The organism is Blastopirellula marina DSM 3645, from assembly GCF_000153105.1.
Classification (GTDB): Bacteria; Planctomycetota; Planctomycetia; order Pirellulales; family Pirellulaceae; genus Blastopirellula; species Blastopirellula marina.
Window position 1 is genome coordinate 20,933 of the sequence record NZ_CH672377.1, and the last position, 20,357, is coordinate 41,289.

The 20,357-nt window shown below is 58.0% G+C and carries 13 protein-coding genes; 10 read left to right on the plus strand and 3 right to left on the minus strand.

All coding sequences use genetic code 11. The features are described 5' to 3' along the window. Positions 1 to 5 precede the first annotated feature (5 nt). The 3 genes from DSM3645_RS19195 (at position 6) to dcd (ending at position 3,363) form a co-directional block, all read left to right on the plus strand. On the plus strand, positions 6 to 1,925 hold the full coding sequence (locus DSM3645_RS19195; RefSeq protein WP_002653958.1) for a DUF4129 domain-containing protein: 1,920 nt from the start codon (positions 6 to 8) through the stop codon (positions 1,923 to 1,925). 83 nt (positions 1,926 to 2,008) lie between these two features. Then, positions 2,009 to 2,668, plus strand: a complete 660-nt coding sequence (gene nth, locus DSM3645_RS19200; RefSeq protein ID WP_002653959.1) for an endonuclease III — start codon at positions 2,009 to 2,011, stop codon at positions 2,666 to 2,668. A 119-nt stretch (positions 2,669 to 2,787) separates the two neighbouring features. Beyond that, entirely contained in the window at positions 2,788 to 3,363 is a 576-nt protein-coding gene (gene dcd, locus DSM3645_RS19205) for a dCTP deaminase (RefSeq protein ID WP_002653960.1), read from the plus strand. Positions 3,364 to 3,368: 5 nt separating this feature from the next. On the opposite strand, the gene DSM3645_RS19210 is transcribed toward dcd, so the two are convergent. Both DSM3645_RS19210 and DSM3645_RS19215 read right to left on the minus strand, forming a co-directional pair. Beyond that, positions 3,369 to 4,889, minus strand: a complete 1,521-nt coding sequence (locus tag DSM3645_RS19210; RefSeq protein WP_002653961.1) for a hypothetical protein — start codon at positions 4,887 to 4,889, stop codon at positions 3,369 to 3,371. 170 nt (positions 4,890 to 5,059) lie between these two features. Then, a complete protein-coding gene (locus tag DSM3645_RS19215) occupies positions 5,060 to 6,904 on the minus strand; it encodes a sulfatase-like hydrolase/transferase (protein ID WP_002653962.1) in 1,845 nt (614 codons plus the stop codon). A 265-nt stretch (positions 6,905 to 7,169) separates the two neighbouring features. Between DSM3645_RS19215 and DSM3645_RS19220 the strand changes: the two genes are divergently transcribed. The 4 genes from DSM3645_RS19220 (at position 7,170) to DSM3645_RS19235 (ending at position 14,160) form a co-directional block, all read left to right on the plus strand. Then, positions 7,170 to 9,614: a cytochrome c3 family protein gene (locus tag DSM3645_RS19220; protein ID WP_002653963.1), complete on the plus strand. Its 2,445-nt coding sequence runs from the start codon at positions 7,170 to 7,172 to the stop codon at positions 9,612 to 9,614. Between the two features lie 42 nt (positions 9,615 to 9,656). Then, the gene (deoC, locus tag DSM3645_RS19225) at positions 9,657 to 10,337 is read left to right on the plus strand and encodes a deoxyribose-phosphate aldolase (protein ID WP_040353068.1); all 681 of its coding nucleotides are present in this window, start codon (positions 9,657 to 9,659) and stop codon (positions 10,335 to 10,337) included. 265 nt (positions 10,338 to 10,602) lie between these two features. Next, positions 10,603 to 11,505, plus strand: a complete 903-nt coding sequence (locus DSM3645_RS19230; RefSeq protein WP_002653965.1) for an SGNH/GDSL hydrolase family protein — start codon at positions 10,603 to 10,605, stop codon at positions 11,503 to 11,505. A gap of 102 nt (positions 11,506 to 11,607) precedes the next feature. Further along, positions 11,608 to 14,160, plus strand: a complete 2,553-nt coding sequence (locus tag DSM3645_RS19235) for a c-type cytochrome (protein WP_002653966.1) — start codon at positions 11,608 to 11,610, stop codon at positions 14,158 to 14,160. A gap of 155 nt (positions 14,161 to 14,315) precedes the next feature. Here the strand turns inward: DSM3645_RS19235 and DSM3645_RS19240 are convergent, their stop codons facing one another. Further along, on the minus strand, positions 14,316 to 15,329 hold the full coding sequence (locus tag DSM3645_RS19240) for an NADP-dependent oxidoreductase (RefSeq protein WP_002653967.1): 1,014 nt from the start codon (positions 15,327 to 15,329) through the stop codon (positions 14,316 to 14,318). A gap of 535 nt (positions 15,330 to 15,864) precedes the next feature. On the opposite strand from DSM3645_RS19240, the gene DSM3645_RS19245 reads away from it, so the two are divergent. From DSM3645_RS19245 to DSM3645_RS19255, 3 genes are all read left to right on the plus strand, one after another. Next, positions 15,865 to 16,761: a carbohydrate kinase family protein gene (locus DSM3645_RS19245; RefSeq protein WP_040352812.1), complete on the plus strand. Its 897-nt coding sequence runs from the start codon at positions 15,865 to 15,867 to the stop codon at positions 16,759 to 16,761. Between the two features lie 110 nt (positions 16,762 to 16,871). Beyond that, complete coding sequence (locus DSM3645_RS19250) at positions 16,872 to 17,975, plus strand: glucose 1-dehydrogenase (RefSeq protein WP_040352813.1); 1,104 nt, start codon at positions 16,872 to 16,874, stop codon at positions 17,973 to 17,975. 156 nt (positions 17,976 to 18,131) lie between these two features. Beyond that, the gene (locus DSM3645_RS19255) at positions 18,132 to 20,342 is read left to right on the plus strand and encodes an FdhF/YdeP family oxidoreductase (RefSeq protein ID WP_002653970.1); all 2,211 of its coding nucleotides are present in this window, start codon (positions 18,132 to 18,134) and stop codon (positions 20,340 to 20,342) included. Positions 20,343 to 20,357 lie beyond the last annotated feature (15 nt).

Here is a 20,357-nt window from a genome sequence, read left to right on the forward strand (position 1 = left end):
TTATCATGAGCAAACGGCAATCCGAAATCGACTATGCGGTGATCGCGATCAATCCGGCGTTGATCATGCTCTTGGTCGGCAGTTTGGTCTTTTTTCTGCTCGAGCTCTGCTATCGCGGCGACTATCTCGGCCGCATGCAGTTTGTGATGAGTTGTTTTGTTTTCTCTTCGGTTCTGCTCGCGCGAGTCTCGATTGAGGAAGGAATGGAACGAGCCGTGATGCTGGGGGGCGCGCTTGCGGTGGTCATGTTGCTGGCCATCATGCAGTTTGTGCCGGGCTCCATCGCACTCGGCGTGGCGATGTTGATCTTGATTTGGTGGTGCTCGAACCGGCTGACTTACGACTGTACGCTAGTCGATGAATCACGCGACACTTCGCAAAAAGGATTGATGCAGTGGATCGGCGCTGACTTTGATTCGGCGGATGCGCCTGCTGCGACCTCAACCGCCAAGCCGCCTAACGAAACGACGGCCGAGGATTCAGCGACGAAGAGCAACTGGTTGTGGGATCTAATCAATCCGACCTCCACGCAATTTGCGCCCGGCGTTTGGGTGATCTACTTTTCGATGGCGGCGCTGCCGTTGTTTGGCGTGGGGCAAGCCTTCGAACCGAGCGGCGACGCTGGCCTGCGTTGGCGTTTGTTTCTGTATCTATTCACCTACGTCGCAGCCGGATTGGGGCTGTTGATGACGACCAGCTTTTTAAGTTTGCGGCGTTACTTGCGTCAGCGCGAACTTCCCATGCCGCTCTCCATGGCCGGCGTTTGGCTCGGCGCCGGGGCCGTTTTGATCGCGGTGGTGCTGATCTTCACCGCCCTGCTTCCGCGACCACATGCCGAATATGAGGTCGCCCGCATCCCCGGAGTCGGCGACCTGCTGAACCGAGCGAGTTCCAGCTTCGCCGTCGGCAAAGAAGGAACGCAGGACGACGATCAAAAAGGACAAACCGAATCGAACGATCGCCAGCAAGCCGGCGCGAAACAGTCTCAATCAGGCGACGGAGAAAAGGGCGCCAAGAGCCAAGACCAGAAAAAGTCGGGCGACGGCGAGAAGTCTTCTTCGTCCGGCAAGAAGTCGGATCAAGGCAAAGGAAAAAGCAGCGACGACCAGCAACAGCAAAATCAGTCTGGCGAGCAGCAGAGCGACTCGTCTGACAAATCACCGGCCAACGATTCGCAGCAAAAGTCGGATCAAAACAAATCGCCCCCAGACTCGCAGTCCAAAAGCGACAAGTCCAACGGCGAAATGGGGAAGGATGTTTCCTCAGAAGCAAAGAGTAACGACGAGCAAAAATCGCCAGACGACGACTCTCCCTCCCCCAAGGAAAAATCGGATTCGCCTCAGCAACCATCTTCGCCGCCGCCGCAATCCTCCCCTCCCCCGTCACCGCCGATCAGTTTGAGCGGCCTGCTCAGTTCACTGGGGCAGATGTTCAAACTCTTTATCTATGGTTTGGTCGCGATCGCAGCAGTTTATTTCGCGTGGAAATATCGTGACTGGATCGCCGAGAGTTGGGCGAAATTTGTGAACGACTTGAAAGAGCTCTGGAAGCGGTTGTTCGGTCGACCAGAGCCGGTTCTTGCGGTGGTCGAAGCGGCGGTTGAGCCGCGACGTGCGCAGTTCACCTCGCTGGCCTATCCCTTTGCGAGCGGCGCTCCGAAACGAACGCCTGAACAGTTGGTCCGCTACACCTTTCAAGCGCTCGAAGCGTGGGGCGCCGATAAGAGCGTGCCGCGAAATTCCGATCAAACCGCCGAGGAATACGCCAGAACGTTGGCCAACGAATTCTCCGAGACCGAAATCGGGCCCTTGGCGCGCGAACTGGCCGGATATTACACCGAGATCGCCTACGGTTCGGGCCGCGCCGCTGCTGAGTCGACCGATTGTGCGCGACGACTGTGGCGAAACTTGCGTGTCAGCTACTAACCCGGCGGCGCCCCGATTGACGCTTTCGCGATGACGCTTGAAAATGCGTCAAAACGCCACGTATTCCAGCAGACGAACGAACGTTGCCCAAGAAACTCTCGCTTGAAGACCGTAAAAAGCAGGCGCGACGCGTCGTCAAACAGTTGGCGAGCGACTACCCGATCGCCGAATGCGCCCTGAACTACGAAACGCCGTATCAGCTGTTGATCGCGACCATCTTGTCTGCGCAGTGCACCGATATCCGCGTCAATATCGTGACCAAGGAGCTGTTCGCCAAATATCCGACTGCGGAAGAGATCGCCGCATTGCCGATTGCAAAAATTGAGAAGTTGGTGCAATCGACCGGATTTTTTCGGAACAAAGCGAAAAATATCAAAGCCGCTTCGCAAGAGTTAGTGGATGCATATGACGGCCAGGTTCCCGCCGATCTCGACGCGCTGGTCGCGCTGCCGGGCGTCGGACGAAAGACGGCGAATGTGGTTCTCGGCACGGCCTTCGGCATTCCGACCGGAGTGGTCGTCGACACGCATGTAGGGCGTTTGAGCCGCAGAATGGGGCTTACGGCGCAGGTCGACGCGGTGAAAGTCGAATCCGAATTGATCCAGTTGTTGCCGCAAAAAGAATGGATCCAATTCTCCCATCGCATGATCCATCATGGCCGCGCGATCTGTGACGCGAGAAAGCCGAAATGCGACCAGTGTCACTTTATGAAGTTCTGTCCTCAGGTGGGGGTCGCCGTTTAGCCGCGGTTCGATCATTTCAATTTTTCCCGACCTCTTTATAATCACCCTTGGTACGGCGGTCGCTTCAGCCGGCGCCCCGCTTTCGCTCTCTTCGTCCAAAACCGCCGGAACAGCTACCCATGATCCTTTCAGGGAATGAGATTCGAGCACGTCTAGGCACAGACATCTCGATTGATCCGTATGACGACAGCCGGGTCAATCCCAACAGCTACAACCTGACGCTGCATGACGAGCTGATGGTGTACGAAGAGATCGTGCTCGACATGAAAAAGCCGCATCGCGTCCGACGGCTGCGCATTCCAGAAGAAGGGGTCGTCCTCTCCCCCAATCAGCTTTACCTGGGGCGAACCAACGAACGGACCGAAACGCACAATCTGGTCCCAATGATCGAAGGCCGCTCGTCCGTCGGGCGTCTGGGCCTGTTCGTCCATGTCACCGCCGGTTTTGGCGACGTCGGCTTTAACGGCTTTTGGACGCTCGAGATGTTTGCGGTCCAGCCGATCCGCATTTATGCCGGCGTGCCGATCTGCCAGATCTTCTATCATGAGATCCGCGGCGACATCGTCGAATATGTCAGCAACAAGTACCAGAACAACACCGGCATTCAGCCCAGCTTGCTGTTCAAAGAACTCAACCCCGGCGCCGAGCGCGATGATCCGCAACTGCCGCTGAACTTTGGATTTCAGCAGCCGTAAAGCCGCTACATCACCGCAAAATAGTTCTCGACCGCCGCGTCAAAGCGACTGGTCGAAAGCTCGAGCGGCTCTTTCTCGAACAAGCAGAGATTGCGCACCTGTTGCAGCAAGTCGCGCGGCTGGCAACAGCGGAAAGGGCGATCCACCTTTTGATAGTGCTCTTGCACGACGTAGTCGATCACTTCCGCATGATACTCGAACCCCATCAGCGGACACATGATTTTGAAGAGCTGGCGGAATTCGGATTCGCTGGGATCGCCGACTTCAATCTTGTACGGAATACGACGCAAAAACGCGTCGTCGCAGAGATCCTTCGGCTCAAGGTTGGTCGAAAAGATCACCAACTGATCGAACGGCACCTGAATCTTTTTTCCGTTAGCCATGTTCAAATAGTCATACCGCTTTTCGAGCGGCACGATCCAGCGATTCAACAGCTCATCAGTGCGCATTCGCTGGCGGCCAAAGTCGTCGATCACCAGCGTGCCGCAGTTGCTTTTCAGTTGCACCGGAGCTTCGCTGATGCCGGTCGCGGTGTTGAACGTGATTTCTAGGTTGTCCATCGTCAACTCGCCGCCGACGACGATCGTAGGGCGTTTGATCCGCACCCAGCGACGATCTAACTTGGTGCTATGCATGATGCCGCTCTCTTGCGGCAGCGGCGCTTCTTCATGGTTACTGGGGTCAAACAACCGCAAGATTTCACCGTCCAGACCGATCGCGCGGGGAATCCAGATGTGTTGTCCAAACGCACGGGTCACCCGTTCGGCGATGCTCGTTTTGCCGTTACCCGGCGAACCGTACAAAAATAGACCGCGTCCGCTGTTGACGGCCGGGCCCAGTCGCCGAAACATTTCGGGATTGATCAGCAGATCCTCGAACGCGCGACGCAGATCGTCCAGGCTCGGGTGCTGCTTCTCGAGCGACTGCGCTTTCACACTTTCGATATAGTCTTTCAGCGTTACCGGCGCGGCGCCAAAGTAGGTGCAATGCTCCGAATATCGCTTGCCGCGTTCCCGCCCCAGATCGGTCGGATAATAAACGTAGTCGTTGGCGACGGTCGTATCTTTGTAGACGACCAGCTGGTCGTATTTCATCTTGCGCAGCTGTTCTTCGACGATCAAAAACGGCAGCTGCAGTTGATCCGAAATCTGTCGCCCGCTCGCTTCACCGCGAGAAACCAGATACTTGAGCGCCAGTGCTTCGATCTCGGTATCGGTCAATCCTGCTTCGCGAGCGCTCGCCGGTTCACGCGGGATGAATGCGTCGAGAGGTTGGTCATCCAAGTTTGGTTGCGAAGACATGCTGGCCGACGCCGTCGGCGCGCCGCCTCGTTCGCCGGCGGCCATCTTGTTTAAGCGGTCGAGCAGCGAATCGAGCTTCTCGTCGCCGCGTCCGCCCGAGTTTTCTTGCACCGGTTCATGCGCCGGCGTCGTCGCGGCGAGCGACGCCCAGGGATCGCCCCCTTCGTTCGAAGCATGCTTGCCTGCCAACCGCGCCAATAGATCGTCCGCTGGGGTGTTCGCCATGTCCACTGCGCCGAGATGAGATCGAGGGGTCGTAACCGAAGGAATCACCCGAAGTTTAGGTCCTCTCGCGGCTGGGTCAAAAAAGGACCGCTCAGTTCATACGGAACCGGCATAACCGTTACAAACCGAACCCGGGCGCAAACAGGGCGACATCCCGTTACTGCCGAGCGCTAATCTTCCAAGATGTACTCCACCAAGCGACCGACGTACGAACTTTCGCGCCCTGGGACGTTTTTCCCCTTGGTCGGCAGGGCGCGAATTTGGGGATAGAGCGGCTTCGCCATCTCTCCCAATTCGTCGATGACATTGAGCGCGAGCATCGCCGAATAGTGGCCGTTCTCGGCGATGTTGGCGCTATCGATCAATACTTCCAGCGACTTCTCTCGATCGGCCGGCGAACCATACAGGGCCAATGCCTGGGCCGCGACGATGCGCGGCGCGTAGGCGTTGTCTTGTAAAGTTTCGCGCAACAGATCGGTCGACTTACCAACCCCCTGCTTGCCGAGCATCATAATGCCGAGGGCGCCCCAGTAGCGGACGGCGCTGTCGTCATCCTTCAGCCGTTTTTGCAGCGCCGGCAAATCGTTGAGCTTGCTCAGCGACGCCATGTCGGCGGTCGCGGCGATCTTCTGCAGCGGATACTTCTGCGGATCGTGTCCCATTTCGTAAGGAGACGAGCCTTCGCTGCGAGTATGGATTTCTCCTTCCGGCAAAAAACCAAGATCACGGATTTCCATCTGCCAAGCGTGGACCGCGCCGCGCATCTTCTGCAACGTTTCGGCATGCTCTTCGCTGGTTGCGAGATTCACCACTTCGTCCTTGTCACTCTGCAGATCGTACAACTCTTCCGCCGGCCGCGACTGCCAAAACGCCGATTGGACCGGGTTCAACTCGCCGCGTAAAAACATTTCGCGCCAGAGGCGCGTGGTCGGCGTTTGCATCTGGTAGGCGAGGACCTGACCATGCGGTTTGTAAGTGACGAAATTGCGAACGTAGACGTACCGGCCATCGCTGCACGAGCGGACCAGGTCGTAGCGTTCGTCCATCCGTCCGCGGAAACCATACATGTAGGCGGGCGACCGCTTTTCATGCGGTCCCATAACGGCGACTCCTTGCATCCACGCGGGGATGTCGGCGCCGGCCAAGCTGAGCATCGTGGGGGCGAAGTCAATAAAACCGACCAGACGCTCCGAGTCGCCGCCAACCTGGTATTCTTGCGGCGCTAGCGACTTCCACTTCTCCGGCACATGCACGATCAACGGCACCTGCAAGCCCGAATTGACCGGGGTCCGTTTGCTGCGCGGCATGCCGCTGCCGTGATCGCCCCAGTAGAAAATGATCGTGTCTTCTTCGAGCCCGTCTTCTTTCAACTGCTGCAGAACGCGTCCTGCTTGCTGGTCCATCGTCGTCAAGTTGTCGTAATACTGCGCCCAGTCTTGACGCACTTCGGGAAGGTCGGGATGGTACGCCGGAACCGGCGCTTTGGCCGGATCATGCACCGCCGTGTGCGGACGCTTGCGAATCTGACTTTCGTGACTGATCGTAAAATTGAAGACCGAGAAAAACGGCTTCCCCTCAGGCCGACTGCGCCAGTGGGCTTTCCGACTAGATTGATCCCAGACCTTGCCGGTTTTGACCAGGTTGTAGTCTTCTTTACTGTTGTTGGTGCAGTAGTAACCCTGGTCCTGCAGCAAAACCGGGAACATCTGAAACTGCGGCGGCAAATGGGTTTCGCTCCGCATATTCTCGGCGCCGCTCGACGGCGGGTAAATTCCCGAGATGATCGTCGTACGCGCCGGCGCACAAACCGGAGCATTCGACCAACAGTGGAGATACTTCATCCCTTTGGCCGCCAACGCGTCTAGATTCGGCGTGTCGGCATATTCGTCACCATAGCATCCCAAGTGCGGACCGTTATCTTCGCTCGAGATCCACAAGATATTGGGATGCTTCTGTTCCGCCAATCCGAGCGCCGGCGAGACGAGAAGAACGAGAAGTGCAATGAGTTTGCGCATGGGGGGCCTAACGATGCGAGACAAAGTGAGAATGGATTCGGCAGGGGCGGCAGACGATCGAAAGCCAAGCCGCTAACTTGATAAGAGCGGCGGTTGGCGAAATAGTGGGTAGGTAAGAGCCAATTGGCGCGAATCGCGGCCGATTCGCCTCCCTTTGGCTCGATTTCTTCGGTATTTTCGTCATGATCTCGGTCTGAGCCGAGAGCTATGCTAATGATGATAGTGGAAACTCGATCAACTTTCCCATCTTTTTTTGCCAAATCGAATGCCCTCTCGCTTGTCGAAACTCCGTCAAATCCCGCTCGTTGCGATTCCCTTTTTGGTCGCGGCGCTGCTCGGCGGCTTGGTGCTGGCCGACTGGTACTGGGCGATCCCCACGACCCGTCAGGCCGCCTATGTGGGACGCAACTCCTGCATGGAGTGTCATCAAGATCAGCATGACGCGTTTGTCGACTCGTACCATGACAAAGCGATGGACTTGGCGACCGAACAAACGGTCCTCGGCGATTTTGAAGACGCCGAGTTTACGCATTTTGACATCCACTCGCGGATGTTCCGTAAAGAGGGCAAATACTTCGTCCACACCGAAGGCCCTGACGGCGAGATGCAGGACTTCGAGGTAAAGTACGTCTTCGGCGTCGATCCGTTGCAACAGTACATGGTCGAAATCGAACCTCCCACGCCGGGCTCTCCGGTCGGTTCGATTGGCCGCGTGCAAGTTTTGCGGATCTCGTGGGATACCCGCAAAAAAGAATGGTTCTATCTGCCGCCGCCTGACGTCGACGAAAAGCTCGCTCCGAACGATCCGCTGCACTGGACTGGATCGGCGCAAAACTGGAACCATATGTGCGCCGATTGTCACTCGACCAATCTGCACAAGAACTTTGATCTGGCCAGCAATTCGTATCACACCACCTTCTCCGAGATCGACGTCAGTTGCGAAGCTTGTCACGGCCCCGGCAGTTTGCATGTCGAGATCGCCGGCGGCACGTCGCTCTTTTGGGACCGCAATCATGGATACGGTCTGAAAGAGTTGAAGACCGAGAGCAACGTCGCGCAAGTTCAAACATGCGCCGATTGCCATTCGCGGCGCCGCGTCGTCTGTCCAACTTACGAGCGCGGCGATACGTACTACGATCAATTCTCGAATGAGCTGATCATGCCGCAGACCTATTACTGCGACGGCCAGGTTCGCGAAGAAGATTACGTCTTCGGCTCGTTCCTGCAAAGCAAGATGTACCACAAAAACATCCGCTGCACCGATTGCCATAACCCGCATTCGACCAAGATCAAGTTCGAAGGAAACAAGCTCTGCACGTCTTGCCATCAGCATCCCGCCGGCAAGTACGACACCGAAGCGCATCATCGCCACCAAGCCGGCAGTACCGGCGCTTCGTGCGTCGAATGTCACATGCCCGAGACGACCTACATGGAGGTCGATCCCCGCCGCGACCACAGCATTCGCATCCCGCGCCCGGACCTCTCTGTCGCGCTGCAGACGCCCAACGCCTGCACGCAGTGCCATCTCGACCGCGCCAAGCTTTCGCCCGAGAAGAAAGCGAGCCTGAAAAACTACGGCGCCTGGATGACCGCGGCTCGCAACGGCGATCAAGAAGTGAAACAAGCCCTGGCCGAGATCGACGCATGGGCCCAAAAGACCGTCGTCGAGTGGTACGGCAAAGACTACTCCCAGGACCAATCGCACTTCGCCTACGCCCTGTCCGAGGCCTGGCACGAAAATCCCCAGAGCTTCCCTGCCCTGGTCGATTTGGTGAAAGACCCCAAACAGCCCGGTATCGTGCGCGCTAGTGCGCTGACGCAACTGGGCGCCTTCAACGGCGAGCCAGAACTAGGCCGCATCGTGAAGCTGTCGCTCGCCGATTCCGATCCGCAGCTGCGCAGCGCCGCGATCATGGTCACCGAGTTCCTATCGGCCGCCGTTCTGCCGCGTCCCGAAGTGCTGAAGCTGCTGATGAACGGCTTGGACGATCCAACTCGCGTCGTCCGGACCGACGCCGCCAGCGCGTTGGCCGGAACTTCGCTTGAGTACCTTAAGCTCAGCGGCAAAGAGGAAGCGTTCAACAGCGCCCTGACCGAACTGAAAGAATCGCTGCTGCGAAACGCCGACCAAGCCGGCGCACTGCTGGCCCTAGGCGCGCTGGCCGAAACGATGGGCGATCCCGCAGAGGCCGAAAAATGGTATCGCGCCGCGATCCGCGTTCAGCCCAACGTAACCGGTCCCCGCTCGAATCTCGCCGAACTGCTCACGCGCCGCTTGTCGCCGGCGCGACAACGCTTTCAACAATTGGCCGCCCAAGGACAACGGGCCGAAGCCCGCAAGCTTGCCGAACAAGTCGCGATCGGCGACTTTGAAATCGCTCATCTCCGCGAAGAAGAGTTGTACAACCTAGGCCGCGACGCGTCGCAATTGCCCAACGTCGCCGAAGTCCAATATCGCTACGGTCTAGCCCTGTATCAGGCCAACCAACTGGAAGCGTCCGAAAAAGCGATCGCCCGCGCCGCCGAGCTGCAAGCAAACTCGGTGACTTTCCTCACCGCGTTAGTTCGCTTGCAACAGAAACGCGAAAAATGGGAAGCTGCGACGGCCACCATTCAAACGCTCCGCCTGCTTCGCCCGAATGATCCCGGCCTAGCCGAGGTCGAACAAGAAATTCGCCAGCAACGACAGCCGGATACCAGTCAACGCTAGAACAGTCCCTTTGCTCCGCCGAATTTTGGAATGGATTCTCCCGTGATAGACACGCGTGCTCAACTGCTGGCTCGGATCGACCACACGCTGCTCGCCCCCAATGCGACGCAGCATCAGCTGGAAGATGCGTGCATGCTGGGGCGCCATCTGAAGACGGCGTCGGTTTGCGTCCCCTCGTTCTTCGCAGGACGGTGCGCCCGGATGTTGGCCGGCAGTCACGTCAAAACCTGCACGGTGATCGGATTTCCGCACGGCGATCAACCGCTGAGAGTCAAACTGCACGAAGCCGAGCAATGCCTGGTCGAGGGCGCCGAGGAACTCGACATGGTCGTCAACATCAGCGACGTCAAAAGCGGTCACTGGCGATTCGTCCGCAAAGAGATCGCGCAGCTCGTCACCATGACGCACGACGCGGGACAAAAGATGAAAGTCATCTTCGAAAACTGCTATCTCTCGCAGCTCGAAAAAATCCGACTTTGCCAGATTTGCAACGAAGCCGGCGCCGATTGGGTGAAAACGTCCACCGGCTACGGAACCAGCGGCGCGACGCTCGACGATGTTCGCCTGATGAAGCAACATGCCCGCAGCCCAGTCAAAGCCGCCGGCGGCATCCGCGATCTGACTACCTTTCTTCAATATTGCGAGCTCGGCGCCGATCGCATCGGACTCAGCCGAACCGCGTCGATCCTGGCCGAATTTGACGCACGCTATCCCAGCGAGTAGCTTCGCTTGCTGTTCCGCAGTTGCGTAAGGTAGGTGGAGCAAGTTCCGTAGGGTGGGTGGAGCAAGCAAAACAGCTTCACCAATTTCGAACCGCACGCTCGGCTTGCGCAACCCACCGGCCTTGCTTGTCGATCGGAGCTGCTTGGTGGGTTACACAAGTCGGCAATGTCGTTTGAGATTGGTTAAAATGCTTTGACTTGTTTCACCCACCCTACGATTACTTTGCCTCTTCCATCTCTAGATCCAACCCAATCCAAGGCCCCGCATGAAATCCATCCTCTCCATCGCCTGCGTCTTGGCGCTTTTCCTCCTTGCTCCTGCGACGGCCGCCGAACCGAACCCGCTTGCCGGCAAACGGGTCGTCTTCTTAGGCGACAGCATCACCCAGGCCGGCGGGTACGTCACCTTTGTCGACTACTATCTTGAGAAGCTCTATCCGCAGCAGGACTTCGACATCATCGGACTCGGGCTGGCCAGCGAAACCTTATCAGGGCTCAGCGAAGAGAATCATGCCGGAGGAAAATTTCCGCGGCCCTGCTTGTTTGAACGGCTTCAGCGTTTGCTCGACAAAGCGAAGCCCGACGTGGTCTTCGCTTGTTACGGCATCAACGATGGCATCTATCAGCCGCTCGATTCGCAGCGGTTCGCCGCTTTTCAGAACGGCGTGAAGCAATTGATCGCGCAATGCCAAGCCGCAGGCGTCCAACAAATTTACCTGGTCACGCCGCCGATTTACGACGCGACCACCCAGCCCGGCGAGTTCAACTATGACGCCGTAATGACCGAGTACGCCGCGTGGGAAATGGCGCTAAAAGCGCCCCGCGTGCAGACAATCGATCTGCATTCCGCGATGCGCAAAGCCCGCGACGCCCAGACCGAAGTCTTTGCCAAAGACAAAGTTCACCCCGGGCCCGCGGGTCACTTGCTGATGGCGAAAACCATCTTGTCGGCGTTGAATGCGCCAATCCCCGAGGAATCGCTCGCCGAGATTCAAGCCGATCCGCTCTACAAGCTTGTCGACCAACTTCGCAAGCATCGCTCTTCGAACTGGATGAAATATGTGGGATATACGCGGGAAAAGACCGTGCCCCCCCAACCTTTGGGTGAGACGGAACAAGAGTCGGCCCAGATCCAAGCGAAGATCAATGACGTGCGGCGAGCCGAATAGTCGCGAGGTAGCACGCCGCCGTCCCGCTGTTTAATATAGAAGTCACTCCAAGCGGAGACGCGATTCCCGCCTGACATGAAAACCATTCGGAAACAGACTCTTATGCGCCGCTCTTTCTTCGCTTTGCTGCTGTTCCCTTTGTTGGCTTCGATCACCTTGGCCGCCGAAACCAAGAGCGGCAACACCGCCACGCCGATTGACCGCATCACGGCGCTGCCGGGGTTCAAAGTCGAGCTGCTTTATTCGGTCCCTGCCGATATCCAGGGCTCATGGGTCAATCTGTGCACCGACGATCAAGGGCGACTCCTCGTCAGCGATCAGTTCGGCGGGCTCTATCGGATCACGCCGCCGCCGGTCGGAAAAGCGCTGACCGCCGACGATGTGCAAAAAGTGCCGGCCGAGATTCGCGCCGTGAACGGCATGGTCTGGGCGTTCGACGCACTGTATGTCGGCGTCAACGATTACGAACGTAAGATCCCCTCCGGCTTGTACCGAATCACCGACAGCAACGGCGACGATCAGCTCGACAAGGTCGAGTTGCTCCACGAAGTCAAATCACAAAGCGATCACGGCGTACATGCGGTTCTGCCCACGCCCGACGGCAAAGCGCTCTACCTGGTCACCGGCAACAACACGACACCGCCGCCGTTGGCAGATTCCTCTCCAGTTCGTCAGGTTTGGGGCGAGGATCATCTGTTGCCCAGCATGCCGGACGGCCGCGGTCACAACGCCGGCGTCTTGGCGCCTGGCGGCATCATCTATCGCGTCTCGCCTGACGGCAAAAAGTTTGAAGCGTACGCCAACGGCTTTCGGAACGTCTTTGACGCGGCCGTCAATCGCGACGGCGAACTGTTCACCTACGACGCCGACATGGAGTATGACTTCAATACGCCCTGGTATCGTCCGACTCGCATTTGTCACGTCACCAGCGGCGCCGAGTTTGGTTGGCGCAACGGCGCCGGCAAACGGATGCCGTTCTACGCCGACAATTTGCCCGGCATACTCGACATCGGCCCCGGCTCGCCAACCGGCGTAACGTTTGGCTACGGCGCCAAGTTTCCGGCCAAGTATCAAGACGCACTGTACGCGCTCGATTGGAGTTGGGGCAAATTGTACGCGGTTCATCTTGAGCCCAGCGGTTCGTCCTACACGGCGACCAAAGAAGAGTTTGTCACCGGCGCGCCGCTGCCGATCACCGACGCGATCATTAACCAGCACGACGGCGCGATGTATTTCACCATCGGCGGTCGCCGCGTCCAGTCAGGTCTGTACCGGGTGACCTATGTCGGGGACGAATCGACCAAGCCCGTCGCCGGTAACGCGACCGAAAACGAAGCTCGCGACATACGTCATATGCTGGAAGCGTTTCACGGCAAACAAGATCCCGCTGCGATTGACGCGGCGTGGCCTTACCTGGCCGACGAAGATCGGTTCATTCGGTTCGCCGCGCGTACGGCCATTGAACATCAGCCGCTCGAATCGTGGGAAGCCAAAGCCCTCGGCGAGTCGGATCCCGCGAAACAAGTCACCGCACTCTTGGCGCTGGCCCGCGTCAGCGGCGACTGCCCGCAACATCGCACCAAAGCGGCCCCCGAGCTCGACGCCGCGATGCGTGATAAGCTGCTGGCGGCCGTCACGTCGATCGACGCGCAGCAGCTCGATTTGACGCAGCAATTGATTTTGGTCCGCACGACGCAGATCATCCTGAATCGTTTCGGCCGCCCTGATCAAGCGACCATCGACAAGCTGATCGCCCAACTGGATCCGCTCTTTCCGGCCGACTCGGCCGAGTTGAATTGGTTGCTATGCGAAACGCTCGCCTGGCTGCAATCGCCAACCGTCGCCGAGAAAGCGATGGCGCTGATTCAATCGGCGCCCACCCAAGAAGAGCAGATGCAGTACGCTCGGTCGATTCGGATGCTGACCGCTGGCTGGACGCCGGATCTGCGTACCCAGTACATCGAATGGTTCCTGAAAGCGGCCAACTACAAAGGGGGCGCCAGTTTCGACAAGTTCATTGAGTTCATTCGCAACGACGCCGTCGCGTCGCTCAGCGACGCCGAAAAGCAATCGATGAAAGAGCTGCTGGCGAAAAAGCCGGTGAAGAAATCGGCGCTCGAGAACCTGGGCGAAATCTTCGCCGGACGAGAAACGACCGAGTGGACGCTTGACGAGCTCTCCGCCGCCGCTCGCACCGGACTGACGAAGCGCAACTTCGCCAACGGCCGCAAGATGTTCGCCGCCGCCGGCTGTTACGCATGTCACCGTTTCGGCGACCAAGGAGGCATGACCGGCCCCGATCTGACCTCGGCCGGACGTCGCTATTCGCCGCATGACTTGCTCGATCAAGTCGTTAATCCCAGCAAAGTGATCAACGATCAATTCTCGGCGATCAACGTGTTGACCATCGACGGCAAGGTCCATAGCGGCGTCGTCGTCAATCTCAACGGCGACTCGATGACGCTCAACACCGACCTGACCGACCCCAACAAACGGGTCAACATCAATCGCAATGATATCGAAGAGATGGCCGTCTCCAAAGTCTCGGCAATGCCGGTCGGCTTGTTCAAATCGATGACCCAAGACGAGATCCTCGACCTGATCGCTTACCTCATCAGCGGCGGCGATTCGCAGCACGAGTACTTCCAGAAGTAAACCGAGTCAGGGTGCGCCAAGATGCGCCTAGAACCTGCCCAGTCGATAGCCAACGGAACAGCGTGGTGACGCAAGCAATTGCGTTACCACGCTTGGTTGTTTTTGGACGAAATCCGCAGGGCTCGGTGCGTCGCGACGTACGCTATAATTTCATCTCACACGATTCGAACCAGCTGCTTACCGAGATTATCCCCGTTAAACAGGCCGATAAATGCTTGGGGCGCCTTTTCTAGGCCTTCGGTGACGCTTTCTTCCCAGACGACTTCACCGCTTTTGATCAGCGGCGCCATTGCTTGGATGAACTCTTTTTGATCTTGCATGTGGTCGACCACAATAAAGCCCTGCATGCGGATTCGTTTTGCAACGACCTTAAATAGATTTCGCGGCGCCATGGTCGGCTCGGTCGCATTGTAAATCGAGATCATGCCGCATTCCACGCAGCAACCAAAGTCATTCATCACTTCGATGGCAGCTTCTAAATGATCGCCGCCTACATTGTCGAAGTAGACGTCGATCCCATCCGGAGCAAGCTGGGCAAGTTCGCCGGCGAGATCCTCGGTCTGTTTGTAATTGATCACGGCGTCGACTCCCCCCTTTTCTTTGAGCCACGCGATCTTCTCCGCTTTCCCTGCGCTGCCGATCACGCGGCAGTTTTTGGCTTTGGCAAGTTGGCAAACGACCGAACCAACGGCGCCTGACGCCGCCGAGACAAACAGGGTGCTCCCCGCTTGGAGCTCTGCGATTTTGTGCAAACCCACCCACGCAGTCATCCCCGTCATCCCCAGGACGCCGAGATAAGCCTGCACCGGAGCAAGTTGGGGATCGACCACGGTGACTCCCTCTCCTGTCGATTTCCAGTACTCGCGCCAACCGAGGTTGCCCAGCACGATATCGCCTGCTGGGAACTTGTCATGACGCGACTCGACGACCTCGCCGATACATCCCCCTTCGAGCGGCTCACCCATCTGGAACGGCGGTACGTAACTCTTGCCGGCCTTCATCCGCCCGCGCATATACGGGTCGACCGACATCCAGAGATTTTTAACCAAGAACTCCCCTTCCTTGATGGGGGACAGTTCAGCGGTCGTCAGTTTAAAGTTCGACAATGTGGGAAGACCGCTGGGGCGCGAAGCGAGTTCGATTTGCTTGGACGTGGTGGTTGCGGTCATGAGATTGCCTTCGAGAGCGTTGGTGAAAATTTAAGTCCGAGTTTCCCACAGGCCGGGCGAAGTTGCGTCACCGCAGGATCCCAACTCCCATCGAGTCGAAAGAAAATTGTATCCGACCTGCGAATCGGGAAGACGCAGCGCCGCTGACGACATTGTCTCTCGACAAAACGCACGGACCTGGGGTCGAGTCACGCATGCAGAAGAACGCGCCGACGCTTGTCCGTCGCCAAGGCTGCGTCAAAAAACCATGGCCCGATCGCCAAACTACGCAGATTAACACTCAGGCAAAATGGGAAGTTCGATATCCAATGGATTCAGCGGTCCGGTCCGCTGGTCCAACCCAGCCAAATTCGAAGTCGTGCCGTCCACGAGGCCGACTAAAAAAAATGCTGCGGTCCGGTCCGATCTTCTAGCCGTTGAATCGGCTGGGACGAACTCTACGCAGCAAAACTCGATTTCCGCTGGGCGCACGCGTGAAGATCCCTAGACTGGAACAATTGCGATCGAATGGACAACAGGAACTAGCAATAGCGCGATGACAGAATCTCGACCAGTAATCGGCCTTGGCGAAATTTTATGGGACTGCTTCCCAGATGAGCGACGTCCCGGGGGGGCTCCGGCCAACTTTGCATTTCATGCGCAGCAGTTGGGACTCAACGGCGTCGTCCTTTCGCGGGTCGGTACGGATGAATTGGGGGAAGAATTTGTCCAGTATCTTTCGCGGCATGGCCTGAGCGATCAGTATGTTCAACGCGATGCGGAGCATGCGACGGGGCAAGTGCGCGTTGAATTTGTCGATGGCGATCCGCAATACACGTTTGTCGACGATGTAGCGTGGGACTATTTGGAGTTTCTGCCGGAGACCGCCGTGCTGTGTGCGAAAGCGTCGGTCCTCTGTTTTGGGACGCTGGCGCAGCGCAGTCGCGCTAGTCAGTTGATGATTTATGACTGCTTGCGAGCGGCGCCCAGCGATGCTTGGAAGATCTACGATATCAACCTGCGCCCCCCGTGGTTTAACAAGTCGACGATCGAGTCTTCGCTGCAATTGGCCAACGCGCTGAAACTGAACGAAGACGAAGTGGTCTATTTGGCCGAAAACTTTGGTCTCCCTACCGAGCTCGAACCCTTCGCGGCCGAAGTTCAGCAATTCTTTGGACTAAAGGCGGTCTGTATCACATTAGGAGGGGACGGTTGCTTGGTCGCGCGCGGCGACGAGCAAAGCCGGCAGCCGGGGATCCCGATCAAAATTGCCGATACCGTCGGCGCTGGAGATTCGTTCACAGCCGCGATCGCGCACGGACTGGTCCAGCAAAAATCGGTCGCCGAGATGGCGCGCTTCGCCAATCACGTAGCGGCGCTGGTCGCATCGCACGCCGGCGCTATGCCCGACTTAAGGGTCGAAATCGCTAAAATCCCCCAGAATTCGGCGTAGATCGCCGCCTGGGCCCTACTTTTCGAGGCCGCATGGCCTTTGGTACGATAGGCGATCTTAGCCGCACCCTAGCGGCGTCGCTTGCACCATCTGATGAGAGTAACTCACCAATGAAGGCAGTCGCGGTAACGCCCGGCACGCCCCACAGCGTCCACCTAGAAGATATTCCCATGCCCTCGCTTGACCAGTTTCCCAAGGGGAACGGGGTCTTGGTGAAGATATTGAAAGTCGGCGTGGATGCGACCGACAAAGAGATCAATGAAGCCTGGTACGGCGGAGCGCCTCCCGGCGACAAATATCTCGTGCTCGGTCACGAATCGTTTGGCGTGGTCCAAGAGGTCGGCCCGAATGTCACGCGGGTAAAGCCCGGCGACTATGTCACGGCCACCGTGCGTCGCCCCGGCGGATCGATCTATGACCAGATCGGCACGTACGACATGACTAGCGAAGAAGTCTATTACGAGCGGGGAATCAACCTGCTGCATGGCTTTCTGACCGAGTACATGGCCGACGAAGAAGAATACATCGTCAAGGTGCCGACCGGCCTCAAGCACTTGCACGTGCTGATGGAGCCGATGAGCTGCGCCGCCAAAGCGATTCATCAAGCGTACGAAGTCCAGCGCCGCATGAAGGTCTGGCGCCCCGAAGTCGCGTGGGTGATGGGCGCCGGCCAGATCGGCCTGCTCTCGACCTTGGTTTTGAAACTGCGCGGCTTGCAGGTCTATACGATTGCTCGGGCGCCGGGTCCGCATCTGAAGTCCGAAATCGTCGAAGGAATGGAAGCGACCTACGTCAGCTCCAAAGAAACTTCGCTGGATGAACTGGTCAAAAAGACCGGTCGGCCGCAGATCATCCTTGACGCGACCGGCAGCAGCAAGATGGCCTTCGACGCGATGAAGTATCTGGGTCACAACGGCGTGCTCGCTTGGACGTCGATTACCGGCGCCAACCTGCAACACGAAGTTCCCAGCGACAAGCTGAACATCGAATGGGTCCTGGGCAACAAACTGCTGCTCGGGTCGGTCAACGCCAACCGCGAACACTTTGAACTCGGCATTCGCGATCTGGCCCTGGGTGACGTCACCTATCCCGGCGTGTTGGAAAAGATTTTGACCAACCCGGTCGATGGTCTCGACAACTACAAAGAGATGATGCGTCTGCTGGTCGAAGACAATTCGGCGTTGAAGGTCTACGTCAACGTCGCCGAGGGCTAGCACCGGCGCGGCTCGACGCTTCGCGTGCGGCAAATACAAACGAGAAAGGCTCGTCGAACTTACGGTTCGACGAGCCTCTTTTTTGTCCCCCTGGGCGAGGTCTGCTATGATTCTTCTAGCACCCCCTACCCTTCTCTTCTCCCCCCTTAGAAGATCATGCGCAAACTCACCAGCGGCGGCGGTTGGCAAGCGATCAAATACACGTTCACCAAAGGACGCCAGGCCGGCGGCATTTGGAAACTGTGGAAAGCGATGCGCAGCAAGAATGCCTGCAAAACCTGCGCACTGGGCATGGGGGGGCAAAGCGGCGGCATGGTCAACGAAGTCGGCAGCTTCCCCGAGGTCTGCAAAAAGTCGCTACAGGCCATGGTCGCCGACATGCAAGGCGCGATCCAGCCCGAGTTCTGGAAAACCTACAGCGTCGCGCAGCTCGCGAAGTTCACGCCGTATCAAATGGAGCATAGCGGCCGTTTGGTTCAACCGATGCTCTACGAGCGCGGCGCAGGCAACTATCGCCCCATCGAGTGGGAAGAAGCGTTCCGCCGCATCGCCGACAAACTCAAGAGCCTGCCGGCCGACGACACCTTCTGGTACTTCAGCGGACGCAGCTCGAACGAGGCCGGCTTTCTGCTGCAGCTGTTCGCGCGCATCTACGGCACTAACAATGTCAACAATTGCAGCTACTACTGTCATCAGGCGAGCGGCGTGGGACTCGCTTCGACCATCGGCAGCGGGACGGCGACGCTGGTGCTGGAAGATGTGGAACACGCCGATCTGGTCTTTTTGATCGGCGGCAATCCGGCCAGCAATCACCCCCGGCTGATGTCATCGCTCAAGCATATTCGGCGGCGCGGCGGCGAGGTGATCGTCATCAATCCAGTGATCGAAACCGGCCTGGTGAATTTCCGCGTCCCCAGCGATCCGATCAGTCTGCTGTTTGGCACCAAAATCGCCACGCAGTACGTTCAACCTCATATCGGCGGCGACTTGGCCCTGTTGAAAGGGATCGCCAAGCAGATCGACGAAATGGGCGCCGCCGACCTGCAATTTCTCGCTGAACATTGCGACGACAGCGAAACCTGGCTCGCTCATCTGCGCGAACTGACATGGGACGAAATCCTGACCAAGTCCGGCGTCAGTCGCGAACAGATCAACGACATCGCCGCGCGGTACGCCAAGGCCAAGAACGTCGTCTTCAGTTGGACGATGGGCATTACGCATCATGCGCACGGCGTCGACAACGTCCAAGCGATCGCCGCTCTGGCCGCGATGCGCGGGATGATCGGTCGCCCCCACGCAGGGCTGATGCCGATTCGCGGCCACTCCAACGTGCAAGGGATCGGCTCGGTCGGCGTGACGCCGCAATTGAAAAGAGCGATCTTTGAACGGCTAGAATCGAATTTCAAATTGCAACTGCCGACATCCGTCGGGCTCGATACGCTCGCGTGCATGGAAGCGGCGCACCGCGGCGAGTTGAAGCTGGGCTTCTGTCTCGGCGGCAATCTGTACGGCTCGAACCCCGAGCAAAAGTTCGCCGGCGAGGCGCTCGAGCAACTAGAGATGATGGTCTTCCTCAGTACGACGCTCAACACAGGACATGGTAACGGCCTGGCGAAAGAAACCCTCATCTTGCCGGTCCTTGCGCGCGACGAAGAACCGCAGCCGACCACGCAAGAATCGATGTTCAACTACGTCCGGCTCTCCGATGGCGGACCGCGACGTTTGCAAGGTCCGCTCAGCGAGGTCGAAGTGATTGCGCGCATCGCCAGCGATACGCTGGGGGACGCCGGCGCGATGGATTGGAAATCGATGCAAGATACCGGCAAGATTCGTGACGCGATTGCGCAGGTCGTGCCAGGCTTCGAGCAGATCGAAACGATCGACCAAACGAAACAAGAGTTTCAAATCGCCGGGCGAACCTTTCACACGCCGATCTTCCCCACGCCGACCGGCAAAGTGCAGTTGTTCACACACGAGATTCCGCCGCTCAAAGGGGGCGAAAACCAATTGCGGCTGATGACCGTACGAAGTGAAGGTCAGTTCAACACCGTCGTCTACGAAGAAGAAGACATCTACCGCGGCATCGATCGCCGCGACGTGATCTTGATTCACCCGGACGATTGTCGCCGGTTGGGATTGGCCCAAGATCAAAAGGTCGAGATCCATTCTGACGTCGGCTTGATCCGCGGCTTCCTGGTCCGCGAGTACGAGGATATTCGCCCCGGTAATGCGTTGATGTACTACCCCGAAGCGAACGTCCTGGTAGCACGTCGCGCCGATCCCAAGTCGAAGACTCCAGCGTTCAAAGGGGTCGTGATTGACGTCCGCCCGTTGGGATCAGACTCCTCGGCTGCCGCCGTCGTTTAGACAGGTATTGTGCGC

Excerpts from the sequence above, each read along its gene's own strand:
- DSM3645_RS19245 (WP_040352812.1), top strand. The coding sequence starts at position 15,865 with ATGACAGAATCTCGACCAGTAATCGGCCTTGGCGAAATTTTATGGGAC.
- DSM3645_RS19215 (WP_002653962.1), bottom strand. The coding sequence starts at position 6,904 with ATGCGCAAACTCATTGCACTTCTCGTTCTTCTCGTCTCGCCGGCGCTC.
- DSM3645_RS19235 (WP_002653966.1), top strand. The coding sequence starts at position 11,608 with ATGCGCCGCTCTTTCTTCGCTTTGCTGCTGTTCCCTTTGTTGGCTTCG.
- DSM3645_RS19255 (WP_002653970.1), top strand. The coding sequence starts at position 18,132 with ATGCGCAAACTCACCAGCGGCGGCGGTTGGCAAGCGATCAAATACACG.
- DSM3645_RS19195 (WP_002653958.1), top strand. The coding sequence starts at position 6 with ATGAGCAAACGGCAATCCGAAATCGACTATGCGGTGATCGCGATCAAT.
- DSM3645_RS19250 (WP_040352813.1), top strand. The coding sequence starts at position 16,872 with ATGAAGGCAGTCGCGGTAACGCCCGGCACGCCCCACAGCGTCCACCTA.
- DSM3645_RS19230 (WP_002653965.1), top strand. The coding sequence starts at position 10,603 with ATGAAATCCATCCTCTCCATCGCCTGCGTCTTGGCGCTTTTCCTCCTT.
- DSM3645_RS19240 (WP_002653967.1), bottom strand. The coding sequence starts at position 15,329 with ATGACCGCAACCACCACGTCCAAGCAAATCGAACTCGCTTCGCGCCCC.
- dcd (WP_002653960.1), top strand. The coding sequence starts at position 2,788 with ATGATCCTTTCAGGGAATGAGATTCGAGCACGTCTAGGCACAGACATC.
- DSM3645_RS19220 (WP_002653963.1), top strand. The coding sequence starts at position 7,170 with ATGCCCTCTCGCTTGTCGAAACTCCGTCAAATCCCGCTCGTTGCGATT.
- DSM3645_RS19210 (WP_002653961.1), bottom strand. The coding sequence starts at position 4,889 with ATGGCGAACACCCCAGCGGACGATCTATTGGCGCGGTTGGCAGGCAAG.